Here is a 25,115-nt window from a genome sequence, read left to right as displayed (position 1 = left end):
ACTGTTTAAACGATTAAGACAGTCTTAAATTATGTGCTAGTGTGCTGTTATTCTAAAGTTATTGAATACTAACTTCTAACGGAGTATTTAATTTCTCCGAAAATTCTTGAATATACTTTTCCCAAGAGGCTTTCGTTGGATACTGCTTAGATTCCTTCCAAGCAAATCCGGCGTAATATACCACTTTATTATTATCTACATTAAGTTGAGCATATAAATTACTTCTATCTTTCATACTAGTAACATAATACTCTGAAGCTGTCATAACACCTTTAGGCGCTACGATTGCCGTTCCTAACTCCGAGTCAAAATATTCAGATTCCCAATAAGCAATCCATCCTTGATCTACATTCTGAGTTATCTCGCCCTTATTATCGTGTAATGTTAATCCCACCGATAATTCATCTGTACCGTCAACATGAATTTCAAACCTAGAAAAGTTATTGCCGTAATCTAGAGAAATATGCTTTTCTTCTGATATTGTTTTCTCATTGGCATCCCAATCGGCATACTTTAAAATAAAACTTGTTCGTATTGGGCCAGTAGTTATGGTTTTATAATCTGTAAAGTTTTTAGAGATGTAATAAGAGGTATCCACTTTTACAGCAGAACCACCAACACCACGACTAGAACCTACATGAAAATTATCTAACCCTTCACCGTGGTCTATATGATAGTATCCTGGATCTTTATCATTTTTTGCATACCAATTATCAATAATAGAATATTCAACTTTTTTTAACCAAGCGTCTATTCCGCTAGATAGGGTGCCGCCTGGCAATGAATCTTCTACCATCTTTTGGGCAACAGGTCCATAAGTTCTAAAGGCTACTTTGTTGTTTTCCCAAGTATAATCATCGGTGCGTTCGGGTACAAATCGTGAATAACAATACACCGTACTGTCTACTTCAACGCCACCATCAACCTTAACCAATTCAAATTGTTTTTCTGAATTAGGATTTAATTCGGGTTGAAATAGTAGTACATCGGCAGTACCATCTTGATCCTCATCTACAAATTGAGACGTTAAAATTGCTTTTGTTGCCACATCCTGAATACTAAAATCTTCAAAACGTTCTCCTGTATGTAATTGGATATCGGATTTTGAGATTTCGATAGTTTCAAATGCTCGTGGTAAATCTAAACTGTTTTTTACCGTTATCAATCTATGTTCTGAATCTTGCTTAGCGCAGCTGCTAAACAACGTTGCTGCGGCTATAAAATATAGCATGATTACATGTTTCATATTACTCTTCGTTTGAAGGCTTACCTATGGTTGCTAAAATACCACCATCGACGTATACCACATGACCGTTTACAAAATCGCTAGCTTTAGAGCTTAAAAAAATCGCTGCTCCTGCTAAATCATTTGGGTCTCCCCATTTAGCTGCCGGTGTTCTGTTAATAATAAAATCGTTAAACGGATGGCCGTCTACTCGAATAGGTGCTGTTTGCGAGGTTGCAAAGTAGCCTGGACCAATACCATTAACCTGAATGTTATATTTTGCCCATTCTGTAGCCATGTTTTGAGTTAACATTTTTAATCCACCTTTGGCCGCGGCATACGCCCCAACACTATTTCTGCCCAACTCGCTCATCATCGAGCAAATATTAATTACTTTTCCGGCTTTTCGTTCTACCATGTTTTTAACCACATGTTTAGACACTATAAACGGACTCACCAAATCGATATCTACTACCTCTTTAAAATCGGCTACTTCCATTTCTAAAAGCGGCGTACGCTTAATGATTCCGGCGTTATTAATTAGAATGTCTATAGGACCGACTTCTGCTTCAATTTTAGAAACAGCTGCTTGTACTTCGTCTTCTTTAGCTACATTAAATTTGTAACCTACAGCTTTTATACCTTCCTTTTCGTATTCTGCAATAGCGCTGTCTATTTTGTCTTGAGAAGAATTTCCATTTACAACAATAGTGGCTCCTGCCAATCCTAATCCTTTTGCCATGGCCATTCCTAATCCATGCGTACTTCCTGTTACTAAGGCTATTTTACCTTTTACATCAAATAAATCTACACTCATGGTCTTATCTTAATTCTGTTATTTTTGCAACATCCATATCGTTATAATCTAAATTTTCTCCTGCCATTCCCCAAACAAAGGTATAGTTTGAAGTTCCCGAACCAGAGTGTATAGACCAAGGTGGAGAAATAACTGCTTGATTATTTTGCATCCAAATATGACGTGTTTCTTGAGGTTCTCCCATAAAATGACATACAGCTTGATCTTGAGGAATATCTATATATAAATACACTTCCATTCTACGGTTGTGAACATGGGCCGGCATAGTGTTCCAAACACTTCCTGTCTTTAGTTCTGTCATTCCCATTTGTAATTGACATGTTGTAACAATACCACCAATTATCATTTGGTTTACCGTACGGTGATTGGCTGTTTCTAAAGTTCCTAATTCAATTTTATTGGCTTCTGCCTTACTAACTTTTTTAGTCGGATAATTAGTATGTGCCGGAGCCGAGTTTAAATAAAATTGTGCTGGGTTACTAGCATCATCACTAGCAAACACAACGTCTTTATTACCCATACCTACATATAATGCATCTTTTAAACCTAATTCGTACACTGTACCATCAACGGTAACACTTCCTGTCCCGCCAACGTTAATAATACCTAATTCTCTACGTTCTAAAAAATACTCTGATTTTAAAGGATCGATAGTCTCTAAAGTTAAAGGACTAGAGGTTGGTACCGCAGATCCTGCTATGTATCTGTCGTAATGCGTGTAGGTTAAATTAATGGTGTCATTTTGCATCAAGTTGTCAATTAAAAACTCGTTGCGTAATTCTTGGGTGTCGTATTGCTTAACTGTTTGCGGGCTTGAGGCATAACGACTCTCATACTTTGTGCTCATGTTTGTTATGTTTTCTATTATATTAATATTGAGTTTATAGTTTAAATAATTATTAGTTATAAACTTAGTTGAAAATCATGAGATCGCTTAGTATTATTGAGATATAATACTTTAAATGTACTTTTGGAACCCTATTTTTGTACGAAAAAGAACTATATACATTGTAAAATCAGTAATTTTAATCGGTTTATATTATGGGGTTAATCTTACATTCAAATAGCTATAATATTATTGTAATTTAAATAGGTTTAGTTGTTTTAATATAGATGCAAAATTTCTGTAAACAAGGCATATCTATTAAAAGGCAATAAGTCTTTTTTATGTGGTTCTAGCTTATGTTCAAATCTGGTTTTATGAATAATTATTAATATGGTGTTTAAATTTTATACATGCGTAACATTGGTGTCTTTAGTGTAATTTTATTTAGTTTTTTGGCTATAAGCTTAAAAGCTCAAAACAGTAATTTCGTTTTTAAATCGTTTACACCTATTGATGGCTTGTCACAAAGTTCAGTAATAGATATAGAACAAGATAAAATAGGTCAATTATGGGTTGGTACTAGAGATGGATTAAATAAATTTGACGGACATACTTTTAAAATTTACAGAAATAACCCAGAAGATTCTACCTCTATAAGCAATAGTGATATTTTATCGATAGCAGAAGATCGTTCAGGAATGTTATGGGTTGGCACATATAATGGTTTAAATAAATATAATCCAGAAACCAATCGCTTTCAGCGCTATTTTCATTCAAATGAGTCAACATCTTTACCGTCAAATACCATTTGGAAATTAAAGGAAATTAAGAATGAAATTTGGATTGGAACTTTAAACGGATTAGCTATATATAATAAAAAAACAGAAGGTTTCACTTCTGTATTATCAGATGAAAAAAATAAATCTAGTCTTCCTGGCCTATTTGTAACAAGCATTTTTGAATCAACAAATGGCGATATCTGGGTGGGAACAGATAATGGGCTTTGTAAATTGATATCCCGAAATGCAGAGCAAATTTCTTTTCAAACTATAAATTATAAAAAAAATAAGGACATCAGACCTTATAAATTACATGTTAAAGATATTATAGAAGATAAAAACCACAATTTATGGGTGGCTACAAAAAACAGTGGTTTATACATGATTAAAGCCAACACTACTACCTTAATATCTTATCAAAATACACCAGATTTTAAAGATGTAAATCTAGATATTAGGGCAATTAATTTTGATAAGCATAATAATTTATGGATTGGAACTTACAGTGGTATATTTATATTGAAATCTGATGGAGACGTACAACATATAGGTAAAAAATCTTCAGATTATAGTGGCTTGAATAAAATTAAAACCATATTTACAGATAAGCATGGTTCTGTTTGGGCGGGTAGTTACTATGGCGGTTTACATCTTTGGGATGAATCAAATTCTAATTTTATCAATTTCAATCAAAATTCAAAATCTTTAAGATTAAGTTACAATGTTGTTGGGTCTATTGCAGCAAGTAAAGATAGTCTCGTATTCTTTGGTACTGAAGGCGGAGGAATAACGCAATATAATTTCAAAAGTGATGAAAGTATCTATATTAATTCAGAGAATACTAAAGGATTTTTAAGTGATAATATAAAATCATTAAAAATAGTTGATGATGCGCTTTGGGTTGGTAGTTTTAATACGTTGCCATTTTTATACGATTATAACACGAAAACAGTTAGAACTAATAATTTTCCAGACGAATTAAAAAATATTTTCATAGAATCGAGTGTATATTTTACTGAAAAAGAAAACGACTCAATTATTTGGTTTGGAACTTTTGGTTCAGGCGCAATTAGATACAATACCGAAACCAAAAATTATATACAACTCACTACAGAACCTGAGGGCTTATACTCCTTAACAAATAACAGGGTGCGTACTCTGTTTATAGACTCAAAACAAAGGGTTTGGTTGGGTACGCAAAGTGGATTAAATGTAATGGCCTTGTCTAATATAGATAAAGAAAAAATACCAATAAAACAGTTTTTTTTCGATTCTGAACTGATTTCTGGAGTGGACATATTAACTGTATTTGAAGATAGTAATCGCAATATTTGGGTAGGTACTAAAGCCAGTGGATTTTATGTTTACAAAGGAGAAACTTTCGAAAAAGTAGATATTCAACACAATGGAGTAAAAGTTAATTCGGTACATTCGGTATTAGAAGATGCCTATAAGAACCTTTGGTTAAGTTCAAATCAAGGATTGGTAAAGTATAATTTAAATACCAAAAATATTACCATTTACGATCAAACCGATGGGTTAATCAGTAATGAATATAACGATAACTCCAGTTTAAATTTTAATAATGATACATTCTATTTTGGGGGTCCAGCGGGAGTGGTGTCTTTTCAACCAGACCAGATTAGTCTTAACAACTATAACCCTCAAGTAATCTTAACCGATTTCAGAATAAAAAACGAATCAGTTCCCATTGGAGGTGACCAAGCTATTCTAACAAAGGATATTGCATTTACAAAAGCTATAGACTTAGATTATAATAATGCTAATTTCTCCATTCGGTTTGCCATTCCTAATTTTATTAACGGTTCTAATAATCAGTACGCCTATAGAATGCTGGGATTGGAAGAAGCCTGGAATGTAACTAGTAACACCGAAGCAAATTATATAATCCAGCAGGCAGGTAATTATACGTTTGAAGTTAAAGGTGCAAATAATGATGATGTTTGGAATGAGCAGCCTACTATTTTAAATATAACAGTTCATCCAGCACCTTGGCGCAGTTGGTGGGCATTCTGCTTATACGCCTTGTGTATAGGGACTGCTTTAATAGCGTTAATTTCCTTTTTAAAATCGAAAGCAAAACTAAAACATAAGCTCGCCTTAGAGTCAATAGAAAAGCAAAGAAATGAAGAAATAAATCAGGCTAAACTCCAATTTTTTACTAATATTTCTCATGAATTCCGAACGCCCTTAACTTTAATTTTAGGGCCTTTACAACAAGTATTATTAGATTATAAAGGTAGTAATAAAGTCTATAAAAAATTGTTGGTTATAGAGAATAGTGCAAACCATTTATTGCAACTAATCAATAGATTAATGGATTTTAGAAAATTGGAAAACAGCCAATTTAATTTACAGGCAGCCGAGGGAAATATTGTAAAATTTTTAAAAGAAATTTATTTTTCTTTCAGTGAATACGCTAAAAACGGAAATTATACATACACATTTGAATCTGAAAGTGATGTTATTAATGTGTACTATGATCGTTCCAAATTAGAACGCGTTTTTTATAATCTTATCTCTAATGCTTTTCGCTATACGCCTGAAGGCGGAAATATAACTCTAAAAATCACTACAGATTCTAAATATATTTATATAGATATTAATGATTCTGGAGTAGGTATTTCAGACGAATTTAAGACCAAGATTTTCAATCGTTTCTTTGAAGTTCCTATACATAATCAGCCTCAAAAAAATTATAACAAAGGTTCGGGTATTGGTCTCTCTATAGCTAAAAATATTGCAGAATTACATAAAGGAACAATTCGTTTAGTGCATAAAGAGAGGCCCGGAACAATATTTAGAGTGAGTTTGCCTTTAGGAAGAGGGCATTTACAAGATTCAGAAATTATATCCGATTTTAAATTAAGTGATGATATTAGCCAATATGAAATTCAATTAGAAACTTTACCTGTTCTTGATGAAGACAGTATTGAAGATTTAATAACAGAAAAAGAGAAATCTACTATCTTAATAGTTGAAGATCATAAACCATTACGCGTTTTTATAAAAAATCTCTTAAAGCACGATTATAACATTTTAGAAGCCGAAAACGGCAAAATTGCCTTGAAATTAGCGCAGCAAAATTTACCGAGTCTTATTATTAGCGATGTAATCATGCCAGAAATGGTAGGTACGGAATTGTGTTCAAAAATTAAAGAAGATATTAAAACAAGTCATATTCCTGTAGTATTATTAACTTCTAGAAGTTCATTAATCTATAAATTTGAAGGATTAGAGAGTGGTGCCGATGAGTACATTAGTAAGCCTTTTAATGTTAAAGAATTTCGATTACGCATTAAAAATATTTTAGAAAACAGAATGCGTTTAAAAGCTAAGTTTTCAAATGCTAAACATATTACACCAAGCGAAATAACAATCTCTTCAATAGATGAACAACTCCTTAAAAAAGCTTTTAAAATTGTAGAAGATAATATGGCAAACGAACAGTTTGATGTTTTAGCTTTTAGTCAAGAATTAGGCGTTAGTAGAACTACTTTGTTTAATAAAATAAAAGCTTGGACAAATTTTACTCCTAATGAATTTATTCAAGAAATTAGACTAAAACGTGCTGCACAACTTTTAGAAACTAATAAAATTAATATCTCTCAAATCAGTTATCAGGTTGGATTTAAAAGTCCAAAATATTTCAGTAAATGTTTTCAGAAAAAGTTTAATGAAACGCCATCCCAATACCAAAATAGATATTCAGAACAATTTTAAGTAAACTAAGATTTTTATATAAAATAAGGGGTTAGAATGTGCTTTTTGAACTTTTAACCCCCTTTTTTTGAATTTTTAGGCTGTTTTAGTCCATTATATTTGGTTCATGAAATTTAAGAATTCTAAAATAGATATCGTTGAACTCGCTTTAATTATTGTAATTATCGTTCTGAGTTTAGTCGTAATCTATTTTAGTTAACTAATGAAAACCAAAGTTTATGACTACAAAAAACAACAAACAACTAAAGAGCGTTTTATTTATGTTCCTCTTATTAATAGGAGCATATGTTAAAGCGCAAGAAAAAAATGTATCGGGAACAGTAACCTCTAGCGAAGATGGTATGATGTTGCCAGGTGTAAACATTATTGTAAAAGGTACGGCAAGTGGTACAACCTCAGATTTTGATGGTAACTATAATATAGAAGTACCAGATAGTAATGCCATTTTACAATTTAACTATTTAGGTTTTGTAACTCAGGAAATAAAAGTAGGAGCTCAAACAAATATTTCTGTGGTTTTACAAGTAGACCAAAATGAATTAGAAGAAATAGTAGTAATTGGATATGGTACTGTAAAGAAAAGTGATGTGTCTGGATCTGTTTCTTCTGTAAAATCAGCCGAACTTACAGCTTATCCTACCGTTAGCGCAGAGCAAGCTCTGCAAGGTCGTGCTGCTGGTGTTCAAGTACAATCCAATAATGGAGGAGAACCAGGAGCCCCTATAAAAGTTCGTATTCGTGGAGGAACTTCCATTAATGCTAGTAGTGATGCCTTGATAGTTGTAGATGGATTTGTAGGTGCTAGTATGCCGGCCCCACAAGACATCGCATCTATGGAAGTCTTAAAAGATGCATCGGCAACTGCTATTTATGGATCTAGAGGAGCTAATGGTGTAATTATGGTAACTACTAAAAAAGGTACAAGTTCTAAACCTACTTTAGAGTTAAATACTTCGTATTCTTTGCAACATGTTAATAATACTATAGATCTTTTAGATGCAGATGAATTTGCTACTTATAGACAAGCATATTCAGAAAATTATGTGCAAGGGCCGGCAAATACCGATTGGCAAGATGAAATTTATACTACCGGAAGTATTTCTAACACCCAATTAGCATTTTCAGGAGGTTCAGACAATTCTAAATATTATATTTCAGGAAATTATTTTGCTCAAGATGGCGTAGTAATCAATAGTAATTTAGAACGGTTTACCATTCTGAGTAATGTAGATGTCGATATTACCAAACGTTTTAAAGTAGGCTTAAATGTTTTTGGTGGCCGTTCTACTAAAGATGGTGTTAGTACTCAAGCACAAACTGGAGGTACTGGTGGAGGTGACGTTATTTCTTCGGCCTATCGTTTTGCACCGGATTTAGGAATTTATAATGCAGATGGTACCTATACAATTAATTCGTTAGGAGACGATATCGATAACCCTTATGCTTTAGCTACCGAAAGTGTAGATGAGCGTAAAGCCGACACCTACAGAGCAAATTTTTATGCGGCTTACGAATTTATTGATGGATTAGAGTTTAAAACGACCTTTGGATTTAGTTCTGAAAATACTCAAATAGGAAAATTTAAACCAACTACCATTTTAGCAGGAGCCGGAGTAGGCGGAGAAGCCACTTTCGAATATAGAAATACCACAAATACGCTTTCTGAAAATTACTTGACTTATAACAAATCTTTTGGAGCGCATAATCTATCGCTTTTAGGTGGTTACTCCTATCAAAAAGTACAAAATGAGGGCGCTTTTGCTGGTGCGAGAAGTTTTGTAACGAACGAAGTGTCTTATAGAAATCTTGAAGGAGGAGCAGTAACCATGCAACCAAGTTCTTATTTAAATGAAACCGAATTGGTTTCTGTTTTCGGGCGTGTAAATTATGAATATGCAAGTAAATACATTTTTACATTTACGGCTAGACGAGATGGTTCGTCCAACTTTAGTAAAAATAACAAATATGCTTTTTTCCCTTCAGGAGCAATTGCTTGGAATATGGCAAAAGAAAATTTCCTGAAAGATAGTAATACTATAACTACTTGGAAATGGCGTGCTAGTTACGGGGCAACAGGAAATCCTTCTATTTCGCCTTACGAAACTTTAGCAAAATTTTCGTCCGTATATGCAGTGGTTGGCGATCAACAAGTAAATGGAGTTGTGTTAACCGATTTTGCAAACGACAATTTAAAATGGGAAACGTCTAAACAATTAGATTTAGGTTTAGATGTAGCTTTATTTGATAATAGACTCGAGTTGTCGTTCGATTATTATACCATAAAAACTGAAGACTTACTGTTTCCACGACCACTGCCAGAATATTCTGGAGTGTCTTCGCAAATTCAAAACATAGGAGAATTGGAAAATAAAGGTTATGAGTTTTCTATAAATTCAAGAAACATTACTAACCAAGATTTTACATGGTCTACTGCTTTTAATTTTTCAAGAAATAAAAATAAAATGGTGAAACTACCAGATGGAGACGATTTATTTATTGATTCAGCACCAGGACACTTTTTACAAAGACAAACTCAAATCTTACGAGAAGGTGAAGCTATTGGTTCTTTTTATGGCTATGAATATAAAGGTGTATATCAAGGTGGAAACTTTCCGGAAGGCACAGCGACCTTGTCTGGCGATTCAGACCCAGGAGGAGAATTGTTTGCAGATTTAGATGGAAATGGGGAAATCTCTACTGCCGATAGAAAGATTATAGGAGATCCTACTCCAGATTTTACCATGGGGTTTAATAATGATCTTAGATATAAAAATTTCGATATGAACTTGTTTTTTCAAGCCTCTGTGGGTGGTGAAATACTAAATTATACTTTATTAGAATTAGGGTCTGGTGCTGCCAATTCTACAGCCGATATGGTTAATGCATGGTCTCCAACTAATACAAATACAGATGTTCCTAGGCCAGCGGTACGAGAAAAAAGAATAACGTCTCGTTACGTTTACGATGGAAGCTATGTGCGATTAAAAAACCTTTCGTTTGGATATAATCTTCCAGAAAGCTTTTTAGGCAAAACGGGGCTACAAACGGTAAGACTTTATGTAAGCGGTCAGAATTTATTAACGTTTACAGATTACCCTGGCGCAGATCCAGAAGCAAACTACAGAAACGACAACAACCAAAGAAGTAATACCAATATAGGTTTAGATTATGGTAGCTACCCTAACGTTAGAACCTTTACTATGGGGTTAAATATGAAATTTTAAATAGAAAAACATGAAAAAATATAAAATAACATTTATTGTACTGCTACTTACATTAGTAGGTTGCTCAGATTTGGAAGAAAATCCTGTAGGAATTTTAGCCCCAGAGTCATTTTTTAAAACTACGGCCGATTTACAAGCTGCCATTAATGGTAGTTATGCAAGTATGTCTACTGAAAGTTTTTGGGGCAGAAAGTTAACATTAACTCTACTCTTAAGAGGGGATTTAGCCGATATTGGAGACCAAGGAACATCAGGACGAAGAAAAGAAGTGAATAATTTTACCATGGGAGACGATAATGGTATGGTAAGTGCTTTTTGGCCACAGGCATATGCAATAATAGGTACAGCAAACCAAGCAATTTCGAATGCAGGTTTAATTAATGACGATGAGAATAAAGTGAATGCAGTAGCTGCACAAGCGTATTTTTGTAGAGCATTTACGTACTATCATTTAGTGCGTTTGTTTGGAGATATACCGTATATTGATTTTGCCGTGTCTGATGCTTCCGAGATAGATGCGATTTCTAAAACCCCAGAAAACGAAGTGTACGAAGGTATTATTGCAGATCTTCAATATGCTAAAGAATGGTTGCCAGACACGCAATTTTCAAGAGCATTACCTTCTAAAGCTACAGCTGCAGCGTATTTAGCTTCTGTATATTTAACTCGAGGCGATTTCCAAAAAGCAGCAGAAGAAGCGCAATTCGTTATTAATAATGAAGCCCGATTTGATTTAAGGTTGGAGCCTGATTTCCAAAATTTATTTGATGCTAATCAAACAGCTGGGTTAAAGGAGCCTTTATTTACTATTGATTATATGGGCCAAATTAGTTCTAGTGGATACGGACAGGATTATGTGGCTTCTGTAACGGGTATTAGAGGTGATGCGACGCATGAATATGGAGAAGGTTGGAGTGTAGCTGTTCCTAGCCTAAAGGTATATCAAGATTGGGATGCAAAAGATTACAGACGCGCTGTAAGTCTGGATACTACAGCTACCAGCAAATCTGGAGAGGTGTATCCATATACTCAATTTGAAGAATATTCAGACCTAGCGGTTAATCGTCCACATATTGCAAAATATTATCGGTATGCAGGTCTTGCAGGTAATAATGGAAGAGAATCTAGCACCAACTATATTCCTATGCGCTATGCTGAAGTATTGTTAATTGCGGCTGAAGCATTAAATGAAATTAGTGCAGGATCCTCAGAAGCAGTTTCGTATGTTAATAGACTACGTGAACGCGCTCGATTAGGTTCAGGGTCTATGCACCCATTGAATATTTCGGAAGGTTTATTGCAAGATGAATTAAGAAATATAATAATAGAAGAACGAAAAATAGAACTTGCTTTCGAGTTTAAACGTTGGTATGATATTAAAAGACTTAAGTTAGGAAACGAAGTATTTGGTCCTAATGGATTAGAGCCACAACCTAATTTTGATGCTAATCGCGATTATCTGTTGCCGTTACCGGGTCCAGAATTAGTAAGAAACTCTAATTTGATGCCAAATAATCCAGGATATTAATTTAAAATAGACTTATGAGAAAATTAGTTTATTTGGTTTTAGTTCTAGGGCTTACATTTCTAAATGTGAGATGTAAGTCTGAAACTAAACAGAATAAAAAAGAAGAACAGAATATAGGTAAACAGTATTCGTCCTTAGAGAATAGATTTCAAAAATTAGTAAATTATCCTGTAGGAGCCAATAATTTTCCTAGAAGTATGTCGCTTGCTCCAGAGGTGGTGCATAAGGTGCCATCTAAAGATTGGACAAGCGGATTTTTTCCAGGAAACCTTTGGTTAATCCACGAGCTAACTGGAGATAGCATCTATAAAGTGAAAGCTCAGGAATGGACGGTTTTAATGGAAGATCAGAAAGAGAACGACAGAACTCACGATATGGGTTTTAAAGTATATTGCAGTTTTGGAGAAGGTTTAAAACAAGATCCCGATAATCAATATTATAAAGATGTTATTATAGAAAGTGCAAAAACCTTAATTACGCGCTATAATGATACTGTAAAATCTATTCGTTCATGGGATTTTAATAAAGATGTTTGGGATTTTCCTGTGATTATTGATAATATGATGAATTTAGAATTGTTATTTGAAGCCACAAAAATTTCAGGCGATAATATATATCACAACATTGCGGTGCAACATGCAAATACCACTTTAAAACACCAGTTTAGACCAGATTATAGTGTGTTTCATGTCATTAATTACGATACCATTTCTGGAGTTGTAAAAACCAAAGACACGCATCAAGGTTTCGATAGAAACTCTACATGGGCACGTGGTCAAGCTTGGGCAATTTACGGTTATACTATGAGTTATAGATATACTAACAATCCGAAATATTTGGCGCAAGCAGAAGCTACAACTCAATTTTATATGGAACATGAAAATCTTCCTAAAGATGGAGTACCGTATTGGGATTTTAACGATCCTGAAATTTCAGATGCACCACGAGATGCTTCGGCAGCGGCTATAGTAACATCGGCATTATTTGAATTATATACCTATACAAACAATAAAACCTATCTGGATTTTGCAACACAGGTTTTAAATACTTTAAATTCTGAAGCTTATCTTTTAAAAGATACGGTTAACGGACCATTTATCTTAAATCATAGTACAGGAAATTGGCCTAAAAATGATGAAATAGATGAGCCCATAGTGTATGGAGATTATTACTTTTTAGAAGCATTAAAAAGAAAACAAAATCTAATTTTAAAATAAAATCGAGTCTCTAATCTATAGGAGAATTATTTTAAAAAATCAAATAACTTGAGGTATGAAAACCAAAGGTTGTTTGATTTTTTTTTGGTTAAATTTATTATTAGTGTAAAGAAATTTAACAAATAGTAGGTCGTTTTTTTACTTATACAGTGTAATACAGGATAGATTTCATTTCAATCGTTTTTAGATTTACAAAACAATTAATTATTAAAATAAGAATATGGATAATCTTGTTAAACAATTTAAGCATGTAAATTACCTATGGGATGAAAATAAAGTCGAGGAAATAGGAGACGACCAAGTCGCCTTATTTTTATACCGGTCAAATATTTTAGGAGCAGATTTAAGGATTACTAATTATGGCGGCGGAAATACGAGTTGTAAAACTATAGAAAAAGACCCTTTAACAGGAGATAATGTAGAAGTAATGTGGGTAAAAGGATCTGGAGGAGATATCGGAACCTTAACACGTGCAGGAATTGCAGGTTTATATACAGATCGCTTACGTGATTTAAAAAATGTTTATGGCGGATTAGAAGATGAAGATCGTATGGTTGGACTTTTTAACCATTGTATTTACGATTTAAACAGTAAAGCACCATCTATAGATACCCCTTTACACGGTTTATTACCATTTGCACATATAGATCACTTACATCCAGATGCTTTAATAGCCGTTGCAGCAGCAGAGGATAGTGAAAAGGTGACTAAAGAAATTTGGGGCGATACTATGGGGTGGGTGCCTTGGCAGCGCCCAGGTTTCGATTTGGGTTTACAATTAGAAAAATGTTTAGCAGATAATCCTGGAATTCGAGGTATAGTATTAGGAAGCCACGGATTATTTACTTGGGGCGATACATCTTACGAATGTTATATAAATAGTTTAGAAGTTATTGAAATGGCTTCCAAGTACATCGAAAATAAGATTGCTGAAAAAGGATCGGTTTTTGGTGGACAAAAAATAGAGTCTCTACCTCAAGCAGAGCGTTTAGAAAAAGCCGCACAATTAATGCCTTTATTAAGAGGATTATGTTCTTCGGAAAACAGAATGATTGGTCATTTTTCTGATACCGATGTGGTTTTGGAATATATCAATAGTAATGATTTAGAACGTTTAGCACCAATGGGAACCTCATGCCCAGATCATTTCTTAAGAACAAAAATTCAACCTTTAGTATTGACTTTAGATAAAGATGAAGATTTATCCGATTCAGAAGCTGTTCTTAAAAAATTAGAACCAGCTTTTGAAGCTTACAGACAAGAGTATGCAAATTATTATAACACTTGTAAAAAGGATAATAGCCCGGCTATGCGTGATGCAAATCCTGTAATTATTATTTATCCAGGTGTGGGTATGTTCAGTTTTGCAAAAAATAAACAAACTACGCGTGTTGCTAGCGAATTCTATATTAACGCTATTAACGTAATGCGTGGAGCAGAAGCGATTTCGTCGTACACTTCATTACCAAGACAAGAAGCTTTTGATATAGAATATTGGTTATTAGAAGAAGCCAAATTACAACGTATGCCAAAAGAACAACCGCTGTCTCGTAAAGTAGCGTTTGTAACGGGTGCTGGCGGTGGAATAGGAAAAGCTATTGCCGATAAGTTAGCTGCTGAAGGTGCGAATGTTGTACTAACAGATATAAATGAAGAGAGTTTAGAAGAGGCTCAAGCAACCTATAAAAGAGATATTGCAACAACTGCAATTTGCGATGTAACCAATACAGATTCTATCGCTTCAGCGTACAAAAAAGCATGCTTAGAATTTGGAGGAATAGATATTGTTGTACACAGTGCAGGCTTAGCTATATCAAAAGCATTAGAAGATACAACAGATAAAGATTGGGATATTTTACAAAATATTTTAGTTAAAGGACAATTCAATCTTGCAAAGCTTTCTACAACAATTATGAGAAAGCAAAACTTAGGAGGAGATTTCATTTCTATAGCTAGTAAAAATGGTTTGGTTGCAGGTCCTAATAATGTAGCTTACGGTACAGCAAAAGCGTCGCAACAACATATGGCACGTCTTTTAGCTGCAGAATTAGCTAAAGATAAAATTAGAGTAAATACAGTAAACCCAGATGGTGTAATAGTAGGTAGTAAAATTTGGGAAGGAGCTTGGGCAGAAGGACGTGCAAAAGCAAACGGAATTACTGTAGAAGAATTACCTGCATTTTATGCTAAAAGAAATTTATTAAACGAAATTATTACCCCTGTAGATATTGCTAATGGCGTATTTGCATTAGTGGGTGTGTTAGATAAATCTACCGGTAATATAATCAATGTTGATGGCGGAATGGCTAATGCATTTGTTAGGTAAGTTTGTGTAAGACAGTGTATAGTAATTAGTTTGTTTTTTAGTTTGTTTGTTAAAAAAAACCTTTCTTAGGTTGAAATATATCAATAGAAAGGTTTATTAAAAAAATCAATTAAGATGAAATTATCAGAATCCAATATTTCAGAAATAAATAAAAAATCTAATAAAGAGCATCAAAACCAATTTGAGTTTTTAGCCAATACATTAGATAAAAAAAGTATTAAAGTAGAACAAATTATTAAAAGTCTTGCCGAATTTCAAGTCGCTATTCCTAGTTGGGCTTTAGGAGCAGGAGGCACGCGTTTTGGACGTTTTTCTTATTATGGAGAACCTTCAAATTTAACACAAAAGTTAGACGATGTGGGGCTTTTACATAGTTTAACTCAAACAGCAGGAGCGGTGTCTTTACACATTCCTTGGGATATTCCAGAGGATTATAGCGCGATTAAAGAACAAGCAAAAAGTTTGAATTTAAAATTCGATGCTGTAAATTCTAATACGTTTCAAGATCAAAAAGGTGCTAAAGAAAGTTATAAATATGGTTCGTTAAGTAACGCAAGTCAAGTTGTACGTGAACAAGCTATAGCACATAATCAAGAAGTTATAAAAATAGGAGAACAATTAGGATCTAAAAGCTTAACCGTTTGGTTGGCAGATGGTTCTAATTTTCCTGGTCAGAATAATTTTCAAACCGCACTCTCTAATACAGAAGATAGTTTAAAAGCTATTTACAATACACTTCCAGACGATTGGAAACTTTTTATAGAATACAAACCTTATGAGCCTAACTTTTATAGTACCGTAATTCAAGATTGGGGAACATCTTTTATGCTTGCTAATGCTTGCGGAGATAAAGCTTATACACTTGTAGATCTAGGACATCATTTACCAAATACAAACATCGAGCAAATTGTTTCAACATTAATGTTAAAAGGTAAATTAGGTGGATTTCATTTTAACGATAGTAAATATGGCGATGACGACGTAACTGTTGGAAGTGTAAAACCTTATGCTTTATTTTTAATTTTTAACGAATTGGTTTATGGTATGCAAAACAATCCGCAGAATCCAGATTTATCTTGGATGATAGATGCGAGTCATAATATAAAAGATCCGTTAGAAGATTTAATGCAATCGCTAGAAGCAATTCAAGAAGCATATGCTAAAGCTCTACTTGTCAATCAAACCGAATTACGTGTAGCTCAACAAGAGCATGATGTCGTTAAATGTCAAGAAATTTTACAAAATGCATATCGAACAGATGTACGTCCGTTGTTAGCACAAGCAAGACTGCAATCTGGAGGAGCTTTAAATCCGTTAGGGGTGTACCGAGAATTAAAAATTAGAGAGGCTTTAATTCAAGAGCGAGGAAAACACAGTATTGCTTCTGGATTATAATTAACTTTTGGATTGATGAATAAAAAAGTAACAGCCGTATTTGATATAGGTAAGACTAACAAGAAATTTTTCTTATTCGATAAGGATTTTAAGGAAGTACATAAAGAGTATATTTCTTTTGATGAAATAGAAGATGAAGACGGACATCCTACAGAGAACCTTCCTGCCTTACAATCTTGGCTAAAAAACGTATTTAACCGCATTCTTAAAGCTGAGGAATTTGAAGTTAAAGCCATTAATTTCTCAACCTATGGTGCAAGTTTAGTTCATATAGACGAAAACGGTAATCCGCTAACACCACTTTATAATTATACAAAGCCGTTACCGCAACAAATTGTAAATTCTTTTTTCGAAACTTACGGACCAAGAGAAGATTTTCTTAAAACTACAGGATGTTCAGATTTAAGTATGTTAAACTCAGGTTTACAGTTGTATTGGTTAAAAAAAGAGCACCCGGAGGTATATAAAAAAATAAAATACAGCTTGCATTTACCGCAATATCTTAGTTATATTTTTACAGGTATTCCATTAAGCGAATATACAAGTATTGGTTGCCATACTGCACTTTGGGATTATGTAAAAAAAGATTATCACAGTTGGGTGTACCAAGAAGGATTTAATAAAATTTTACCCCCAATAGTGTCTACAGAGACTAGTGTTAACATGAATTATAACGGCACTCGAATTAAGATAGGTGTTGGTATTCATGATAGCTCTGCCGCACTTCTACCTTATGTAAGAAGTATAAAAAAGAAATTTGTATTAGTGTCTACAGGAACGTGGAGCATAGTTTTTAATCCGTTTACAGAGCAACCTATTGCGACCGAAGTAGATGGAAACGAGGCTATTAATTACATGCGAATAAATGGGAAGCCCGTAAAAGCAACACGTTTATTCTTAGGTAATGAATACAAATTGCAAGTAAAGAAATTAGATGAAGCTTTTGGGGTTGCCGATGATTATCACCGCCATGTTAAGTTTGATTACGACTTGTATTCAAAAATTACAGACAACTTTAAACATACTTTTAAATGGGAAAGTATTGAAGCAGAAACCATGCCTTTGGAAACAATTATGAACTTTGAAAATTACCAACATGCTTATCATCAGTTAATGACAGAGTTGGTTTTACTTCAAATAGAAAGCATTAAAAAAGCAATAGGAAGCGATGCCATTTCTGGAATTTATGTCGATGGTGGTTTCAGCGATAACGATGTTTATATAAAGTTGTTAGCTCATCATTTTAGAGATAAAAAATTAAGAACTACAGATTCTTCGTTAGGATCTGCATTAGGGGCAGCAATTGCTATTTCAGACGCTAAACTGAACTCTAAATTTCTTAAAAAAAATTACGCCCTTAAAAAGCATGTGCCTTTTATAGTGAGTTAAATCATAGAGTATTTCTAATTTTCAATCAAAAAAAATAATGACTAGAAAAATAAAACTAATTCATCCAAGAGACCAAATTACTACAATAATTAGTAGAATTTATAAACGTGGAATGACCACGACTTCTGGTGGTAACATATCAGTTATAGACCAGAATGGAGATATTTGGGTTACCCCATCAGCTATTGATAAAGGTTCTTTAAGAGCGTCAGATATTATTTGTGTAAAAAAAGATGGTACAATAATAGGTAAACATAAACCATCTTCAGAATTTCCTTTTCATAAAGCCATTTATGAAGCTCGTCCAGATATAAAATCGGTTATTCATGCGCATCCTCCAGCCTTAGTTTCATTTAGTATTGTACGAAAAATTCCTAATACTAATGTTATCTCACAAGCTAAACATGTGTGTGGTCCAATAGGCTATGCAGAGTATAGACTTCCTGGAAGCGAAGATTTGGGAGAAGTCATAGCTGCCGAATTTAAAAAGGGATATAAAGCTGTAATTATGGAAAATCACGGTACCGTTTTAGGTGGAAGTGACTTAACAGATGCTTTTGAACGTTTTGAAGCTTTAGAATTTTGTGCGCGCACCATACTGTATGGTTCTCAAATAGGAACACCAAGATACTTAACAAATGAACAATTAGATGATTTTCAGGCTCAAGCTACAGGAGTTTTACCAGAAATGGAAACCACATCGTATCTTTCAGACGAAGTTGAAAAACGACTAGAAATCTGTCAAATAGTGCAACGTTCTTGTCAACAAGGATTGATGATTAGCTCTTATGGGACAGTTTCTATGCGATGGAATGAAAACGATTTTCTTATAACCCCTACAGGAATTAATAGATGGGATATAGATTTAGATGATATTGTTCAAGTAAAAGAAGGTAAACGCGAGGCCGGAAAAAAACCGAGTAGAGCAGCTTGGATTCATCAAGAAATATACAATCGTAACCCCGAGGTGAATTCAATAATCATGACACAATCTCCATATTTAATGGCTTTTGGTGTAACAGGAAGTTATTTAAATGTACGTACTATTCCAGAAAGTTGGATTTTTTTACAGGATATAAAAACTTTAAAATACGGTGCTCATTTCAGAAAAAACAACAATTCAGATCTTGTAGATAATTGTGCTACAGCATTAATTATAGAAAACGATTCGGTAATTATTACTGGCGACAAATTACTTCAAACTTTCGATTATTTAGAGGTTGCAGAATTTAGTGCTAAATCTATAGTCTTAGGAAATTCACTTGGAGAAATGGTCCCAATTAATGACAATCAAGTAGAAGATTTAAGAAAAAAGTTTTTATCGTAAAAAAAATAACATGGCTATAAAATTTGATTCACGCTATCCATCAATAGATGATTTAAGAACTAAAGCGCAAAAAAAAATACCAAAGTTTGCTTTTGAATATTTAGATGGAGGATGTAATGAGGATGTAAATTTATTAAGAAATACCTCAGAATTAAGAGATGTACAATTAAAGCCAAATTATTTAAGGGCACATGTAGGGTCTTCCTTAAAAACTAAATTATTTGGAATAGAATATGATGCCCCTTTTGGGATTGCACCTGTGGGCTTACAAGGATTAATGTGGCCTAACTCTCCAGAAATTTTAGCCAAAGCTGCTTTCGAGCATAATATTCCATTCATACTAAGCACTGTAACGACGACGAGTATTGAGCGAGCAAGTGAATTAACAGAAGGAAAAGCTTGGTTTCAATTGTATCATCCTACAGAAAATAGATTAAGAGACGATATTATTCATCGAGCCGCAGCTGCAGAATGTCCTGTGCTGGTAATTCTTTGCGATGTACCCACCTTTGGTTTTAGACCACGAGATATACGTAATGGATTAGCAATGCCTCCAAAGATGTCTATCCAAAATATTTTACAAGTTTTAGGTAAACCACATTGGGCTTTAGAAACTTTAAGATATGGTCAACCTAATTTTGAAAACTTAAAGCCTTATATGCCAAAAGGTTTAGATTTAAAACAGTTAGGGAAATTTATGGATCAAACTTTTTCTGGTCGATTAAATGCAGAAAAAATAAAACCGATTCGTGATATGTGGAAAGGAAAGTTAGTATTAAAGGGTGTAGCCTCTGAATATGATGCAGAGGAAGCTATTAGATTAGGGATAGACGGAATTATAGTCTCTAATCATGGTGGGCGGCAATTAGACGCAGGTGAATCTACCATAAAACCACTAACCACAATTGCAGAAAAATATGGTAATCAGATAGAAGTGATGATGGATAGTGGAATTCGTTCAGGACCTGATGTAGCTCGAGCATTGGCAAGTGGGGCAAAATTTACATTTATGGGACGCTCGTTTATGTACGGTGTTTCTGCACTTGGAAAAGAAGGTGGTAATCATACTATTTCATTATTGAAGACAGAATTACAGCAAGTTATGAATCAATTATGTTGTGCCACGACAAGTGATTTTCCATATCACTTAATTAAACAAACCAATAAATAATAGCAAAATAATTTTTTTAAAATGAAACATTATAAGCAATATATCAATGGACAATTTGTAGACTCTAAAGCTACAGAGGTCATTGAAATTTTAAATCCCTGTACAGAAGAAGTGTTAAGTACAATTTCTACAGGTACTGTTGAAGACGCTAACAACGCATTAGAAGCTGCTCAAGCAGCCCAGCCAGTGTGGGAAGCATTACCAGCTATACAAAGAGCCGCTTTTTTACATAAAATGGCTGATGTTATTAGAGAAAATAGAGTGTTTTTAGCAGAAACTTTGTCGAAAGAACAAGCCAAAGTTATCGGGTTAGCACAAGTAGAAATTGACGTCACAGCAGATTATTTCGATTATAACGCCGGATGGGCTAGACGTATTGAAGGCGAAATTATACAAAGTGATCGTGCTAAAGAACACATTTACCTTCATAAAGTACCAATTGGTGTAGCTGTAGGTATTTGTCCTTGGAATTTCCCATTTTTTGTAATGGCAAGAAAAGTTGCAGCGTCTTTAATTACAGGAAATACCTGTGTTATAAAACCAAGTTCTGAAGCACCAAATACTATTATGGAATTTGCCGATTTTATTCAGAATATTGATTTACCTAAAGGTGTATTAAATTTTGTATGTGGATCGGGTAGAACAGTTGGTAACGCGCTTTCAAAAAGTCCAATTACGGGGATAATTAGTTTAACAGGAAGTGTTGGTGCAGGACAAAAAATTATTGAAGCTGCAGCTGAAAATATTACCAAAGTCTCTTTAGAATTAGGAGGGAAAGCACCTGCTATTGTTTGTGCTGATGCCAATTTAGAATTAGCAGTTAATGCTGTAGTGTCTTCAAAAGTGATTTTTAGCGGTCAAGTTTGTAACTGTGCAGAACGTGTGTATGTTGAAGACAGTATTTACGATGAATTTGTCGAAAAATTGACCAAAAAGATGAGTGAAGTTACGGTTGAAGATGCTTTAACCGGAGTGAATGCCGATATGAGTAGTTTAGTTTCTAAATCACAAATCGATAAAATTTCTGAAATGGTCGAATTTGCTAAAAAGGAAGGAGCCGAAGTTCTAGTAGGAGGAAAGCGCCCGGAAAAATTTAGTAAAGGGTATTTTTATGAGCCTACTTTGTTGACCAATTGTACACAGAATATGCAGGTGGTTCAGGAAGAGGTGTTTGGCCCAGTGTTACCTGTAATGAAGTTTACTACATTAGATGAAGCCATAGCCTTGGCTAACGATTGTCAGTATGGTTTAACCTCATCTATATTTTCAGAAAATTATAATAACATCATGCATGCTACTAATAGTTTGCAATTTGGAGAAACCTATGTAAATAGAGAGCATTTTGAAGCCATACAAGGTTTTCACGCCGGATGGAAAAAGTCAGGTGTTGGTGGTGCAGATGGCAAACATGGTATGGAAGAATATTTGCACACCCGAGTGGTTTATGCCAAATATTACTAACAAATAAATGAAAGAAAACTCAGTTACTAATGTGGCTGAGTTTTTTGTTAAATATACATTACGGTACAGTACAGGATAGATAATTTATTGGTAGCATTTATTTTCGTAAGTATAATAGTCAAATAGAATTTTAAGTTAATTTATTTACAACATTGTGGTTAACCAGCACATTTGATAAAATTCAATTTTTGACTTATTAAAAACGAATAATAAGAGAATTTTAATTAAAACAAACTACAACTAAGAATGTCAGAATATAGTCAAGAACAAGATGCTATAGAACAAATAGCAGGAGGGGAATTTGAAAGAACTCCAGTACCACAATCTAAACTTAAAAGTTGGAAAAGTTTTATTGGTATGTATGCTGGAGAACATGCGGCAGGAACTGAGTTTATGATAGGTCCCTTATTTCTAACAGCAGGAGTGAGTGCCTTCGATTTAATAATAGGCTTGCTTATAGGTAATATTTTGGCTGTTTTAAGTTGGCGTTTCTTAACAGCAGAAATAGCTGTAAAAAATAGATTGACTTTATATTTTCAATTAGAGAAAATTTGTGGTAAAAAATTAGTCACAGGTTATAATTTGGCTAATGGTATTTTATTTTGTTTTTTGGCAGGATCAATGATAACGGTTTCTGCTACAGCAGTTGGTATACCTTTCGATATGCCTATGCCAAAATTAACAGATACCATGCCTAATGGTTTAACTTGGATTGTAATTGTTATACTAATAGGTGCTGTTATTTCAATAATAGCGGCTCGAGGTTACGATACAGTTACTAAAGCAGCCAATTGGATGTCTCCAGTAATTGTAGTTGCATTTATAGCTTGTGGAATTGTTGCGCTTAATCAATTAGGTGTTAGTAGTTTTTCAGACTTCTGGAATATTTGGGGAGAAGGTTCTGAGCCATTCCCTGGACAAATAAAATTTACATTTTGGCATGTAGTTATTTGGTCATGGTTCGCTAATGGGGCGATGCACATTGGTATGTCTGATTTGTCTGTATTTAGATTCGCAAAAGAAGCTAAAGCGGGATGGGCAACTGCAGCAGGGATGTACGTTGGACATTATATGGCTTGGATTGCTGCAGCCTTGTTATACGCCGTTTATTTAAAATCGCCAGAAGCTCAGGCCTTTTTAAGTAACGGAGAAGCTCCTCCTGTAGCACCAGGACCTTTAGCAAACAATGCTATTGGAATCCTAGGAATTATTGCAGTTGTTTTAGCGGGATGGACTACAGCTAACCCTACCATATACCGAGCAGGATTAGCATTTCAAGCTATTTTACCAAAATTGTCTACAGCTAAAGTAACAATATTAGCAGGAACAGTAGCAACCGTAGCAGGATTGTTTCCGGCCTTTGCCATGAAATTATTAGGTTTTGTAGCGCTCTACGGATTTATTTTAGCACCATTTGGAGCGGTAATCGTCTTTGAACATTTCTTCCATAAACGAGCAGGAATTGTAAAAAATTATGCAGAAGTAGCTCAACTTTCTTTTAATAAATCTGTGTTTTTTGCATGGGCTATAAGCTTTGGCGTGTTTTACTTTATATCGCTTCAATTTGATGTATTCTTGTCTTTTGTAACTTTACCTGCGTGGTTGTTATGTGGTGTGTTATTTTTAGTCTTTAGTAAAATGTATCAGAAGAAGATTTAAACTTTATTACTACATAATTATAATAGTTTTAGCTCCTTTTCGGGGCTGAAATTATTAATACAATTAGTTGTTTTAGTATTAGGCTAAGAATTATTTCGTTTTTATTAAATCCTTAGAAAAGTGTAAACCTAAATAAATAAGGTTAATGAAATTTAAATTATTTGCAATTTAATTCTTTTAATTAGTCCTTTAAAAATCAGTAGTAGTCCTCTTTAAAGTGGTAAAATATACATATAAGGCCTTTATTAATGATTTAACTAAGCATAACAACTGGCAAAAAAAGCTTATTCTAGAGTGCGAAAAATTATGTGTATGTAGACCTACTGATTTCAAACTTAGTATTTACATTTAGCAAGATTAAAAACCAATTTAAATTTATAGAAAGTGAATTTGGTAAACTCAAGTTTAAAGCTGATTTATAATTTTTATTTTCTGAATTGGTTAGTCTAATTGATATTAGGAAACGTTTTCTTACTACCCTCAGCCCATTCCCGCTACATGCCGCGAAAAGCTCCATTTCGGGAAAAGCACTTCCTTAAAAAAGTCTTGAACACAACGTTAAGGCTTCCGTCTTCCATTTCACTTGCTTGCTAATTCCCGAGAAAAACGGGAAGCAATCAAACTCCATTACAACCTACAGCATTAACGTCACGTTCGCTTGGCATCCTACTACAGGAAAAAGATTTGTTTTCATAACCCGGTTAGCACATTTCCACTTCATTTCACGAAAAAGTTACATTTCGGAAAAAGAGCTTACCTGCACAAGTCTTGAACACAATCCCCAATTTTAGCTTTCCATTGCGTTTAACCTTCCTGCTGCGCCAGGAAGAACACTTCATTACAGAGCGAAAATCGTGAATAGCGTTCGATAAATCAGAATTCTATTATGCATTTGGTAGCGCTTCCAATGTATTTGTATTTCACAAAAGACTTTAGACTTACACCCAGACCCTCACAATTACTTCCCGTTTTTCGATAGCAAAATACCAACATTTAGAAGTTGAACGGACTGCATAACCGGTCGTAC

General features: G+C 34.1%; 14 protein-coding genes. 11 read left to right on the top strand and 3 right to left on the bottom strand.

All coding sequences use genetic code 11. From position 1 onward, the window contains the following. Positions 1 to 58: 58 nt before the first annotated feature. Genes BN863_RS10945 through kduI form a run of 3 tightly spaced genes read right to left on the bottom strand, consistent with a single transcriptional unit; the run spans position 59 to position 2,889 of the window. Positions 59 to 1,246 (bottom strand): DUF4861 domain-containing protein, encoded by a 1,188-nt coding sequence (locus BN863_RS10945; protein ID WP_051774705.1) that lies wholly within the window; start codon positions 1,244 to 1,246, stop codon positions 59 to 61. 1 nt (position 1,247) lies between these two features. Beyond that, a complete protein-coding gene (locus BN863_RS10940) occupies positions 1,248 to 2,042 on the bottom strand; it encodes a gluconate 5-dehydrogenase (RefSeq protein ID WP_038530495.1) in 795 nt (264 codons plus the stop codon). Between the two features lie 4 nt (positions 2,043 to 2,046). After that, a complete protein-coding gene (gene kduI / locus BN863_RS10935) occupies positions 2,047 to 2,889 on the bottom strand; it encodes a 5-dehydro-4-deoxy-D-glucuronate isomerase (RefSeq protein ID WP_038530484.1) in 843 nt (280 codons plus the stop codon). Positions 2,890 to 3,278: 389 nt separating this feature from the next. Here kduI and BN863_RS10930 point away from each other — a divergent pair, with 389 nt between their 5' ends. From BN863_RS10930 to BN863_RS10880, 11 genes are all read left to right on the top strand, one after another. Further along, entirely contained in the window at positions 3,279 to 7,391 is a 4,113-nt protein-coding gene (locus tag BN863_RS10930) for a hybrid sensor histidine kinase/response regulator transcription factor (protein ID WP_038530482.1), read from the top strand. A 260-nt stretch (positions 7,392 to 7,651) separates the two neighbouring features. Continuing rightward, entirely contained in the window at positions 7,652 to 10,615 is a 2,964-nt protein-coding gene (locus BN863_RS10925) for a SusC/RagA family TonB-linked outer membrane protein (protein ID WP_197539157.1), read from the top strand. A gap of 10 nt (positions 10,616 to 10,625) precedes the next feature. Continuing rightward, the gene (locus BN863_RS10920; RefSeq protein WP_038530477.1) at positions 10,626 to 12,143 is read left to right on the top strand and encodes a RagB/SusD family nutrient uptake outer membrane protein; all 1,518 of its coding nucleotides are present in this window, start codon (positions 10,626 to 10,628) and stop codon (positions 12,141 to 12,143) included. Between the two features lie 14 nt (positions 12,144 to 12,157). After that, on the top strand, positions 12,158 to 13,360 hold the full coding sequence (locus tag BN863_RS10915; RefSeq protein WP_038530475.1) for a glycoside hydrolase family 88 protein: 1,203 nt from the start codon (positions 12,158 to 12,160) through the stop codon (positions 13,358 to 13,360). Positions 13,361 to 13,580: 220 nt separating this feature from the next. After that, positions 13,581 to 15,686 carry a bifunctional rhamnulose-1-phosphate aldolase/short-chain dehydrogenase gene (locus tag BN863_RS10910; protein ID WP_038530473.1) on the top strand — a complete coding sequence of 702 codons (2,106 nt, stop codon included), beginning with the start codon at positions 13,581 to 13,583 and terminating at the stop codon, positions 15,684 to 15,686. A gap of 114 nt (positions 15,687 to 15,800) precedes the next feature. Beyond that, positions 15,801 to 17,081: a sugar isomerase gene (locus tag BN863_RS10905; RefSeq protein ID WP_038530470.1), complete on the top strand. Its 1,281-nt coding sequence runs from the start codon at positions 15,801 to 15,803 to the stop codon at positions 17,079 to 17,081. A 15-nt stretch (positions 17,082 to 17,096) separates the two neighbouring features. Next, entirely contained in the window at positions 17,097 to 18,470 is a 1,374-nt protein-coding gene (locus tag BN863_RS10900) for an FGGY-family carbohydrate kinase (protein ID WP_038530468.1), read from the top strand. 37 nt (positions 18,471 to 18,507) lie between these two features. Beyond that, complete coding sequence (locus BN863_RS10895; protein ID WP_038530466.1) at positions 18,508 to 19,797, top strand: class II aldolase/adducin family protein; 1,290 nt, start codon at positions 18,508 to 18,510, stop codon at positions 19,795 to 19,797. Positions 19,798 to 19,807: 10 nt separating this feature from the next. Further along, the gene (locus tag BN863_RS10890) at positions 19,808 to 20,968 is read left to right on the top strand and encodes an alpha-hydroxy acid oxidase (RefSeq protein WP_038530463.1); all 1,161 of its coding nucleotides are present in this window, start codon (positions 19,808 to 19,810) and stop codon (positions 20,966 to 20,968) included. A 21-nt stretch (positions 20,969 to 20,989) separates the two neighbouring features. Beyond that, complete coding sequence (gene aldA / locus BN863_RS10885; RefSeq protein ID WP_038530461.1) at positions 20,990 to 22,429, top strand: aldehyde dehydrogenase; 1,440 nt, start codon at positions 20,990 to 20,992, stop codon at positions 22,427 to 22,429. A gap of 246 nt (positions 22,430 to 22,675) precedes the next feature. Further along, the gene (locus BN863_RS10880) at positions 22,676 to 24,088 is read left to right on the top strand and encodes a purine-cytosine permease family protein (protein WP_038530459.1); all 1,413 of its coding nucleotides are present in this window, start codon (positions 22,676 to 22,678) and stop codon (positions 24,086 to 24,088) included. Positions 24,089 to 25,115 lie beyond the last annotated feature (1,027 nt).

This window comes from Formosa agariphila KMM 3901 (assembly GCF_000723205.1).
GTDB lineage: Bacteria > Bacteroidota > Bacteroidia > Flavobacteriales > Flavobacteriaceae > Formosa > Formosa agariphila.
Note: the sequence above shows the minus strand (reverse complement) of the source record. Positions and strands in the feature narration are given on the sequence as shown.